8 protein-coding genes are annotated in these 11,225 nt (G+C 46.8%); 5 read left to right on the top strand and 3 right to left on the bottom strand.

Going from position 1 to position 11,225, the window contains the following annotated elements:
* Positions 1-5: 5 nt before the first annotated feature.
* The 3 genes from pyrB to OH458_RS12830 all read right to left on the bottom strand — a co-directional run bounded on the left by pyrB (position 6) and on the right by OH458_RS12830 (position 3,685).
* Positions 6-935, bottom strand: coding sequence for an aspartate carbamoyltransferase (pyrB, locus tag OH458_RS12820; protein ID WP_269978607.1), 930 nt, complete (start codon positions 933-935; stop codon positions 6-8).
* Between the two features lie 250 nt (positions 936-1,185).
* Positions 1,186-2,190, bottom strand: coding sequence for an ornithine carbamoyltransferase (locus OH458_RS12825; RefSeq protein WP_005472707.1), 1,005 nt, complete (start codon positions 2,188-2,190; stop codon positions 1,186-1,188).
* Between the two features lie 118 nt (positions 2,191-2,308).
* Positions 2,309-3,685: a PhoH family protein gene (locus OH458_RS12830; protein ID WP_269978608.1), complete on the bottom strand. Its 1,377-nt coding sequence runs from the start codon at positions 3,683-3,685 to the stop codon at positions 2,309-2,311.
* A gap of 475 nt (positions 3,686-4,160) precedes the next feature.
* On the opposite strand from OH458_RS12830, the gene rapA reads away from it, so the two are divergent.
* The 5 genes from rapA (at position 4,161) to OH458_RS12855 (ending at position 11,225) form a co-directional block, all read left to right on the top strand.
* On the top strand, positions 4,161-7,070 hold the full coding sequence (gene rapA / locus OH458_RS12835; protein ID WP_269978609.1) for an RNA polymerase-associated protein RapA: 2,910 nt from the start codon (positions 4,161-4,163) through the stop codon (positions 7,068-7,070).
* Positions 7,071-7,133: 63 nt separating this feature from the next.
* Entirely contained in the window at positions 7,134-7,871 is a 738-nt protein-coding gene (gene rluA, locus OH458_RS12840) for a bifunctional tRNA pseudouridine(32) synthase/23S rRNA pseudouridine(746) synthase RluA (RefSeq protein ID WP_269978610.1), read from the top strand.
* Positions 7,872-7,908: 37 nt separating this feature from the next.
* Positions 7,909-8,886 (top strand): D-2-hydroxyacid dehydrogenase, encoded by a 978-nt coding sequence (locus OH458_RS12845; RefSeq protein WP_269978611.1) that lies wholly within the window; start codon positions 7,909-7,911, stop codon positions 8,884-8,886.
* A gap of 168 nt (positions 8,887-9,054) precedes the next feature.
* The gene (locus OH458_RS12850) at positions 9,055-10,233 is read left to right on the top strand and encodes a YjgN family protein (protein WP_269978612.1); all 1,179 of its coding nucleotides are present in this window, start codon (positions 9,055-9,057) and stop codon (positions 10,231-10,233) included.
* Positions 10,233-11,225, top strand: coding sequence for a M48 family metallopeptidase (locus OH458_RS12855; protein WP_269978613.1), 993 nt, complete (start codon positions 10,233-10,235; stop codon positions 11,223-11,225). Before OH458_RS12850 ends, OH458_RS12855 begins: the two co-directional genes overlap by 1 nt.

The raw sequence follows: 11,225 nt of genomic DNA on the forward strand, positions 1-11,225 counted from the left end.
CTCGATTACAGTGTTTCGTTAAGAACAAGCGCAAGCAGTGCTTGACGTGCATAGACGCCATTTTCCGCTTGTTCGAAGTAATAAGCGTAAGGTGTTTTATCAACGTCGACGGTGATTTCATCCACACGTGGTAGAGGGTGAAGTACCTTTAGGTTGTCGCGCGCACCTTCCAGCAAAGCGGCCGTTAGGATGTAAGCTGACTTAATGTGTGCGTATTCTGATTCATCGAAACGCTCTTTTTGTACACGTGTCATGTAGAGCACGTCGAGTTCTGGGATGACGCTTTCCATGTCGGTGTGTAGGCTAAATTCTATGCCTGCTTCGTCTAACTCTTCACAGATGTAATCTGGCATCGCTAACGCTTCCGGTGCGATAAAGAAGAAGCGAATGTTGTTGAATTTTGCGAGTGCCTGAGTCAGTGAGTGAACGGTACGACCATATTTAAGGTCGCCGACAAACGCGACGTTGAGGTTGTCTAAACGACCTTGAGTTTCCGCAATCGAGAAGAGATCGAGTAAGGTTTGGGTTGGGTGTTGGTTGGCACCGTCACCGCCATTGATGATTGGAACGCCATTGGAAAATTCAGACGCTAGGCGCGCTGCACCTTCTTGAGGGTGGCGCATAACGAAAGCATCGACGTAAGAAGAGATCACTTGCACAGAGTCAGCCAGTGTTTCGCCTTTTTTAGCAAGGGATGTGTTACCGCCGTTATCGAAACCAATCACATCACCACCGATGCGTTGGATTGCCGTTTCAAATGACAAACGAGTACGGGTTGATGGTTCAAAGAAGCAGCTCGCAACCACTTTGTTTTTGATCAGCTCAGGTCTAGGCTCAGCTTTAAGCTCACCCGCTGTTTTGACAATCAATTCTAGCTCTTCACGAGAAAGCTCAGGAATTGAGATAATGTGCTTGTTGTAAAGCGTGTTTGTCATAATCATCTTCCCAGTCATGAATTTTAGGCACAAAAAAGCCCCCCATTACGGGAGGCTTTAGAAATCGGTGGAAATAGTAAAATAGAGCGCCGATAAGCTCATTGGCTTACCCAGTGTAATACGCTTTGTAGAGCACGAATTACGTGGCATATTTTTACTACCTCCAGACAAATTGCCGAGCATTATACGCTGAAGATTTGTTAACGCAAGCGATTACATCGAGGGTTTTCCTGTCGATATTCTACCTTGTTTAGCTACCGAGTGTGGCCACCATCACAGCTTTAATTGTGTGCATTCGGTTTTCTGCTTCATCAAACACAATGGAATGCTCGGATTCAAACACTTCGTCCGTGACTTCTAAGCCATTCATGCCGTACTTTTCTGCGACTTCTTTACCTATGGTGGTTTCATCGTTATGGAATGCCGGTAAGCAGTGCATGAACTTAACTTGCGGATTGCCCGTTTTAGCAATGACGTCCATATTGACTTGATATGGTTTCATCATGGCGACGCGTTGATCCCACGCTTCTGGTGCTTCTCCCATAGAGACCCAAACGTCGGTGTAGAGGTAATCACAACCTTGTACGCCTTCATCAACATTTTCTGTTAGGGTGATTTTAGCACCAGTGCTGTTGGCGATAGCTTGGCAAGCGCTGACCAGTTCTTCTTCCGGCCAGTAGGCTTTTGGCGCGACGAGGCGGATGTCCATGCCCATTTTCGCTGCGCCCACTAACAATGAGTTGCCCATGTTGTTACGCGCATCACCCAGGTAAGCAAACTTGATTTCGTGCAGCTGCTTACCGCGGCCATGTTCAAGCATGGTGAGAAAATCTGCCAAGATCTGTGTTGGGTGAAACTCATCGGTTAGGCCGTTCCAGACAGGCACACCCGCGTAAGCGCCAAGCTCTTCTACGATCTCTTGACCGAAACCTCGATACTCAATGCCGTCGTACATACGCCCCAAGACACGCGCTGTATCTTTCATCGACTCTTTGTGACCAATTTGAGAGCCAGATGGACCGATGTAAGAGACTTGTGCGCCTTGATCAAACGCTGCGACTTCAAACGCACAGCGTGTGCGCGTTGATGCTTTTTCAAAGATCAGAGCAATGTTTTTACCAACCAGCTTTTTTTGCTCGGTCCCAGCATATTTGGCTTTTTTCAGATCAGCAGAGAGATCAAGTAAGAATTGGATCTCTTTGGGAGTGAAATCGAGTAGCTTTAGGAAGTTTCGGTTACGTAGATTAAAGGCCATGCTCCAGTCCTTGAATGTTCATTCGTTCAATGGAGTTAGTTAAACATATTTAACCAATGTTTGTGAATAATTATTTTAAATAAATGCCGAGATATGAATTATATCTCGGCAGAAGTGACTATAAATTCTCTTCGGCATATTCTGCAAGGCGACTGCGGACCACACCATTTAGGTGAATGTTGGCGCTGCCTTCGAAGTTCTTGAAGCGTTCGACCATGTAGGTCAAACCTGACGTCACAGGGGTTAGATAGTGGGAGTCAATTTGAGCCAAGTTACCGGAACAAACAATCTTAGTGCCTTCACCACAGCGGGTAATGATGGTTTTGATCTGAGAGGCTGTGAGGTTCTGACATTCATCAAGCAGAACGAAAGCGTTTTGGATCGAACGACCGCGCATAAAGTTGATCGATTTGAATTGAATATTGGCTTTATCACAGATGTATTTGAGCGATCCTTCGGTGCAGTGATCATTCTTATGCAACGCTTCGAGGGTATCGGTGACAGCGGCAAGCCAAGGCATCATTTTCTCTTCTTCACTGCCGGGTAAGAAGCCAATAGCCTCGCCAATATCGGGCGTATTTCGTGTAACAATGATCTTATCAAATATGCCTTTCTCAATGGTCTGCTCCAGTGCTGAAGCCAAAGCGAGCAAGGTTTTACCACTACCAGCGGCACCGGTTAAGATCACTAGATCGATATCAGGATCGAGTAGTGCATCTAGCGCCATACCTTGGTAAATATTTTTCGGTGTGATGTCCCAAGCTCTTCGGTGCATCATGCGCTCTCGGCTGAGATCCTTGATGGTGATCTTGTCTTGTTCGATTTCCTCTACTCGGCCAGCAAAATCACTCTCTTCATCAATTACGTATTGATTAATGTAGGTGGGTTCAAAGGGCGCGCGATCGAGAGTGTGGTAAGTACGGCCGGCAAGATTCTTACTTTCGACTTGTTCGACGTTACTCCAAAAATCCCCCTCTATCTGCTGAAAGCCTTTGGTGAGGTATTGAACGTCATCAATCAATTGGTCTGTTCGGTAGTCTTCGACAAATCGAACTCCCGCACCTTTGGCACGTAAACGCATGTTAATGTCTTTCGTCACCAAGATGACTTCACGGGGGGCTCGTTTATTTTGCAGGTAGAGCACCCCGTTTAAGATTCGGTTATCGCCAGCTTTATCGGCGAAAGCTTTTACGGTTTCTTGCAATTCGAAATCAGCCAGAATCGCGATATGGCCAGTATGTTCTGAGTCTTTGTTAATCGGGATCCCTTCAGAAATTTCATCGGGGGTGGCGTCTTTAAACATGGCTTCGAGCGCTCGAATGGCGACTCGGGCATCACGTGCGACATCGCGTTTGCTGTCTTTAATTCGATCGAGCTCTTCTAATACAGTCATCGGGATGACGACATCGTGTTCTTTGAAGGAATAGATGGCTAAAGGTTCGTGAAGAAGGATGTTGGTGTCTAGAACAAAAAGTTTCCGGTCTGTGTCACCCATAAGCGTCTCCTTGCCGACATGCGGCTTGCTTACCCCTCATACTCTTGTATGAAGTGGTCTACTGCGGATGCTTGCAGAGATGTAGCCCGGTAATCAGAGATCGCTGATGGTTTGACTACAAAAACTGCAAACCCGTGTTGATCGTCACCCTAATGAAATGCATCTCTTGTGCCAGCCAAATTGTTGACGGGGCAAGTGCATGTTCACCATTAAGTATAAGCCTGTTTTTCAACACTCCTAATTAGAAGTGCCACTGATTTCTTACACTTTGATGTCATGTACAGCTTTGATAAAAAATTGTTGGTTTTTGAGGCCTTTGTACGTGACCAATGTCACAGCTTCGAGTAAGATTAGCGACCTTTTTCTGCGCTGTAGCTGGCCACTCTTTTTCCTCGTCAGCTGCCTTTCAAGTTGCGCAAGAACAGCTAAGATTTATAGACCCATTTTTGAATTAAACAGATGAGGTAGTCGATTCATGACATTTGCTTTGGGCCAGCGCTGGATTAGCGATACGGAAAGCGATCTAGGTTTAGGAACCGTTGTAGCATTGGATGCTCGTACTGTGACATTAATGTTTGCAGCTTCTGAAGAAAATCGAGTGTACGCTCGTAATGATGCGCCCGTAACCCGAGTAACCTTTAACAGTGGTGACGTTATTGAATGCCAGCAGGGTTGGTCACTGAAAGTCGAGCAAGTTGTCGAAGAACAAGATCTGTTTACTTACATCGGTACACGTGAAGATACGGGTGAAGAAGGCGTGATGCTTCGTGAAATCATGCTAAGCAACCAAATTCGATTCAATAAGCCTCAAGACAAGTTATACGCAGGTCAAATCGACCGCATGGACAACTTTGTGCTGCGTTACCGTGCATTGATGAACCAATATGAGCAGCACAAGAGCCCAATGCGTGGCTTATGTGGTATGCGTGCAGGCTTGATTCCTCATCAGTTGTATATTGCGCACGAAGTGGGTCGTCGTCATGCGCCTCGCGTTTTGCTGGCTGATGAGGTAGGTCTAGGTAAAACCATCGAAGCGGGCATGATCATTCACCAACAAGTGTTGGCAGGTCGTGCTGAGCGTATTCTGATCGTGGTACCTGAGACGCTGCAACATCAGTGGTTGGTGGAAATGATGCGTCGCTTCAACCTGCATTTCTCTATCTTCGATGAAGAACGCTGCATCGAAGCGTTTGCTGACTCTGATAACCCATTTGATACTCAGCAATATGTACTGTGTTCTCTCGATTTCTTACGCAAGAGCCGCAAACGTTTTGAGCAAGCGTTAGAAGGTGAATGGGATCTATTGGTTGTCGATGAAGCGCACCACTTAGAGTGGAGCCCTGAAAAGCCAAGCCGCGAATACCAAGTGGTTGAAGGCTTAGCGGAGCGTACGCCAGGCGTTCTACTGCTAACGGCAACGCCAGAACAGCTTGGTCGTGAGAGTCACTTTGCGCGTCTACGTCTGCTTGATTCAGACCGCTTCTTTGATTACCAAGAGTTCGTCAAAGAAGAAGAGCAATATGCGCCCGTTGCCGATTCAGTTAGCGCACTATTCTCAGGTCAAAAGCTAGAGAACGATGCGAAAAACCAGATTACAGAACTGCTTTCTGAACAAGATGTTGAGCCGTTGTTTAGAATCATCGAGAGTGATTCAGGTGAAGAAGAGAAAGCGGCGGCGCGCCAAGAGCTGATCGATAACCTAATGGACCGCCACGGTACTGGGCGCGTCTTATTCCGTAACACACGTGCGGCAATCAAGGGCTTCCCTAAACGTAATGTAAACTTACTACCGATGCCCATTCCTCAGCAGTACACCACATCAATGCGTGTATCTGGCATGATTGGCGGCAAAATGAGTGCTGAAGCACGCGCTGTGAAAAACTTATATCCAGAAGAAATCTTCCAAGAGTTTGAAGGTGAAGATTCAAGCTGGTGGCAGTTTGATTGCCGAGTGAACTGGTTACTTGAGAAAATTACCGAAAAGCGTAGCGAAAAGATTTTGGTGATTGCTTCTCGCGCAAGTACCGCTTTGCAGCTTGAGCAAGCGCTGCGTGAGCGTGAAGGTATTCGTGCAACGGTATTCCATGAAGGTATGTCGATTCTTGAGCGTGATAAAGCGGCGGCTTACTTTGCGCAAGAAGAGGGTGGTGCACAGGTGCTGATCTGTAGTGAGATTGGCTCTGAAGGTCGTAACTTCCAGTTTGCCAATCAACTTGTGATGTTCGATCTGCCGTTTAACCCAGACCTGCTAGAGCAGCGTATTGGTCGTTTGGATCGTATTGGCCAAAATCGCGATATCGATATTCATGTTCCTTATCTGCAAGGCACTTCTCAGGCGATTCTTGCGCGTTGGTTCGATGAAGGTCTCAATGCGTTTGCCGAAACGTGCCCGACAGGTCGCACAGTTTACGACAAATACGCTGACCGTTTGATTGAAATGCTCGCTTCAGGCGATACAACAGAGCTTGATGATGTGATCGCTGAATCTGCAGCCATGAACAAAGAGCTGAAAGCGCAGCTTGAACAAGGCCGTGACCGCTTACTTGAGATGCACTCAAATGGCGGAGAAAAAGCGCAAGCGATTGTCGATAAGATCGCCTCAACAGATGGCGATACCAACCTAGTCACGTTTGCGTTGAGCCTGTTTGATACCATTGGCCTCGATCAAGATGACAAAGGTGAAAATGCTCTAGTGGTAACGCCATCTGAGCACATGTTGGTACCAAGCTATCCAGGTTTGCCTTACGAAGGGGCAACCATCACGTTTGACCGTGATACGGCGCTGTCTCGCGAAGACATGCACTTTATCAGCTGGGAACACCCAATGATTCAAGGCGGTATTGATCTGCTTATGAGTGAAGGTGTGGGAACGGCTGCGGTTTCGCTACTGAAGAACAAAGCGCTGCCAGTCGGTACCATGCTGCTTGAACTTATCTACAAAGTAGATGCACAAGCACCGAAGCGTAGTGGTATCAGTCGTTTCTTGCCGACGACACCAATTCGTATGATGTTGGACGGTAAAGGTAATGACCTGTCTGCTCAAGTTGAGTTTGAAAGCTTTAACCGCCAACTGAGCCCAGTGGGGCGTCATATCGCGACTAAGTTAGTTTCTTCTGTACAAGCTCAAGTGCACCAGTTAGTTGCAGCGGGTGAGACGCTTATCGTTGAGAAAGTGGAAGCGATTCGTAATCAAGCTCAGCAAGAGATGCAAGCTAGCCTTAACAGTGAACTAGAGCGCTTGCAGGCATTGAAAGCGGTCAACCCGAACATCCGTGATGAAGAGATTGATGCCATTGATGAGCAAATCAAAGAGCTAACGGGCTACATTGGCCAAGCTCAGTATCAACTCGATTCGTTACGAATGATCGTCGTATCACACAATTGATGCGCTCTTAGAACTCTATAAATTAAACCCAGCGTAACGCTGGGTTTTTATTGGATGAACACAATGGCAATGATTGAGTACAACCCGCCGTGCGAACCTTGGGTTGATATTGTATTTGAAGACGAACACATCTTGGTGGCAAACAAGCCGTCTGGATTATTGTCGGTGCCAGGCAGGTTGGAAGAGCACTATGACAGCTTGTGGTCACGCTTAGTCGCAATGTACCCAGATATCCAAGTGGTGCACCGCTTAGATATGGATACCTCAGGGCTGATGTTGCTCGCTAAGCACAAAGAAGCCGAGCGTTCGCTCAAAAAGCAGTTTCAATATCGTCTTACTCACAAAGTCTATTACGCTCGCGTTTGGGGTCACCCAACCAATGAGCACGGAGAAGTAGATTTACCTCTAATTTGCGACTGGCCAAATAGACCGAGACAGAAAGTATGTTTCGATGACGGTAAGCCGTCAAAAACCTTGTATCAGGTCGTTAAGCGAGAGGAACGAACATCGATTGTGCGCCTATTGCCGATTACAGGGCGCTCGCATCAACTGCGCGTGCATATGCAGGCGTTAGGGCATCCAATCGTCGGTGATGAGTTTTACTCAGAAGGGGAAACGTTTGAGTTTTCTGATAGGTTAGAACTGCATGCCGCAGAGCTCAGCTTTTATCACCCACACTGTGAAGCGTTGCAATGTGCGTTTGTTCCCTGTGACTTCTATCTTGAAGCCGAGGCAATGATCTTTAACTATTTTTCGCCTATGCGAGAATTACCGGATTATAAAACGCTGCCACGCCCATAACTGACTTACCAATAACTTGGCAGTGAAAGGAGATCCTATGTCGCTGCCAACTTCTGCTATTCCAACCGTTGTTTTTCTTGATCGTGCCACGATCCCCACTCAAATCGAATTGCCCGAACTGGCTCTAGAGCATAAGCGGATCGACTACGACTTTACCTCGCCAGAGCAAGTTGTTGAGAGACTTCAAGGTGTTCAGGTCGCCATTACCAACAAAGTCATTTTAGACCGCGAGTGTTTACGTCAGTTGCCTGAACTCAAGTTGATTGCGGTATCGGCGACGGGGTTTAACAATATCGATATCGACTATTGTGCCGACAATGGCATTGTCGTGACCAATGTACAAGGCTATGCGACTCAGTCGGTACCAGAGCACGTTATCGCGATGATCTTTGCCCTTAAGCGCAATCTATTTGCCTACCATAATGATATCGCCGCCGGTGAATGGCAGCGTAATAAACAGTTTTGTTTCTTCACGCACCCTATCGGTGATGTTGCAGGCTCGACGCTGGCCATCATTGGCTCTGGCGCGCTAGGTCAAGCAACCGCAACTCTGGCTAAAGCGGTCGGCATGAAAGTCTTGTTTGCTGAGCGCAAAGGTGCCCCTAATTGCCGAGATGGCTTTGTGCCGTTTGAGGAGTGCTTGCAACAAGCGGATATCATCTCTTTGCACTGCCCTTTAAATGAACAAACGCTGAATCTGATTGGAGAGCGCGAGCTGGCAATGATGAAGTCTAGCTGCCTGCTGATCAATACGGGGCGAGGGGGGCTCGTTGATGAAGCTGCCTTGGTTAACGCGTTGAAGCAAGGAATCATTGCCGGAGCTGGGGTCGATGTCTTTACTCAAGAACCTGCAGATAGCTCTAACCCATTACTGGCGAACATGTCGCTACCTAATTTGCTGCTTACTCCACATGTCGCTTGGGGAAGTGACTCATCGATTCAGAATCTGGCCAACATTTTGATGGATAACATTGCGGCATTTATCAAAGGCAAGAAACAGAACCGCATTGTGTAATTGAATTGCAGTACGGTGATTTTAACTTATTGACTTTAAAGTAAATAATCAACTGTGAGCTATGTCTATGCTTGATTATTATTCTGACTCTATTTATAGACGGGATAAATAAAATGTAAGAAATTACGACATCAAAATAATTTATAAATCACGTCAGGAATTTTAGGCATGGACCAAAACCAGTTAACCAATCCCGTTTCATTTCACGGTAGAGGCGGCGAATTTTTCGGCATATGGATAGTTAATATCCTCCTTTCTATTGTTACATTAGGTATTTACTCGGCATGGGCCAAAGTAAGAACAAAGCGCTACTTCTACGGTAACACTCATATTAGTGGCGATAACTTTGAGTATCACGCCAAACCAATACAGATCCTTAAAGGTCGTATTGTGGCACTCGTCGTGGTTCTTATTTGGTCTGTTAGTAGCCAATTTTTCCCTGTTGCAAGTATGGCGCTACTGTTAGCATTTTATGCAGCACTGCCTTGGCTACTTTGGAGCAATGCTCGTTTCGATTCCGCGATGACGAGCTACCGAAACGTTCACTTCTCCTTCACGGCTCCGCTTAAGAGCGCATACGTTACGCTACTTGGACGTGGCGTAGGTGCATTGCTCATTCTTGCGGTCTATATAGGTATTTCAATCGCAGTTGGTTCCGTTTCTACCGCAGCAGGAATCGCGATGTGGTTCGGTCTTTTTGCTGTTATGGCAGTGGTTTACGCGTGGGTTGTTGCTGGTGCTCACCGCTTTTTTGCTAATGGCTATCAATACGGTGATTGGAAGTTTAGCGCAGAAATTACAACAGGTTTCTTTTTGAAGACCTACTGCAAGGCGATGATCATCGGTGTGTTGTCTGCGCTGGCATTTGCTGTCGTTGCTATGCTCGTTGTGTTTGGTGGTGTTGAATTTAGTCAGCTGCATCTTTCTGATCTTTCTCAAGTTGGCCAGAGTGCGGGGGCGTTTGCGGGTGTTGTCATTGTGTACGCGGCGATGATTGTTTTAACTATCGCGTTGACGGCATATACAACGACTCGTGTGCGTAACTATGTTTTCTCTCAACTGGTCGCTCAACAAGAAGATCAATCAGAAACGGCCTTTAGATTCGCTTCAACCATGAGTGTCAGTAGCTACATGGGCTTAGTGATTTCTAACTTCTTGCTGCAAGTGATCACGTTAGGTCTTGCGCGTCCATGGGTGATGGTGAGAACCAGCCGCTATCTATCTGAAAGAACAGCTGTGGTGGGTAACATGACTTTATTAGTGGCGGTTGACCAAGATTCCGATGTGAAATCAGCGGTCACGGATGAAGTTGCTCAGGCATTTGACCTCGGTATCGGCATCAACTAATGCGTTTTCAAGGCAGTGCATTTCCGCCGAATAGCTCAGTTCGACTCGCAGCTGAGCTAGATGCGTCCAGTTCAACATCACTTTGTATCGTGACCGAAGAAGAAACGGTTTACTGCGAAGTGGCATGGGTTGAAGTCAGCGCCCCTGTTGGCAACTTGCCCATCCGTTTTAAGTTTGCCGATGGCTGGATGTTTGTCGCAGATAGGACGCCACAAATCAACGAGTGGCTAAAGCGAAACAAGCGTTCTAGTTTTGTCGAGAAGATGGAAACTAAACGGTTTGCTTGGCTGTTGTCGGTAGTGTGTTGTATCGGTGTTATTGTCGGCAGTTATGTTTATCTTCTGCCTTGGCTTAGTGAAAAAGTAGCTCATGCCGTTCCAAATACGGTTGCTGTCGCGCTAGGGGATAAGGTGTTGGCGAGCTTGGACGAGCATTGGGCCCCCAGTGAACTGAGTATTTTGGAGCAGGAGCAAATTCGCACTAGAGTGTCCCATTATTTATCGCAGATCGAGCCATTACCTTACTCAGTCGATATTGTATTTCGCTCTTCAGAGATGGGAGCGAATGCGTTCGCTTTGCCTGGTGGGAAAATTGTCGTTCTTGATCAAATGGTCAAGTTAGCGGCCAATGAGCAGCAGCTCGATAGCATTATTTTGCATGAACTTGGCCACGTTCATCATCGTCATATGTTAAAGCGTCTTGTTCACTCAAGTATTCTTTCTGTTGGTGTCTCTTTGCTGACAGGTGAGAGCTCAGGCGTGATCGACAACATGGCTGGTGTTGGCGTCTTTTTCTTGTCAAATGGCCATTCACGGGAAGCCGAGATGGAAGCGGATGAGTATGCGAAACACAATATGCGTGTGATTTATGGCAGCAGTGAAGCAATGGCAGAAATGTTTGAGCAATTTAGTCAGCAAGAAGAGTTTGCTATACCGGAGTGGCTAAGCTCACACCCTGACTTCGATGAGAGAATTGAAGCTGCGAGAAATTAG

The organism is Vibrio sp. MarTm2, from assembly GCF_027587055.1.
GTDB classification, from domain to species: domain Bacteria; phylum Pseudomonadota; class Gammaproteobacteria; order Enterobacterales; family Vibrionaceae; genus Vibrio; species Vibrio sinaloensis_D.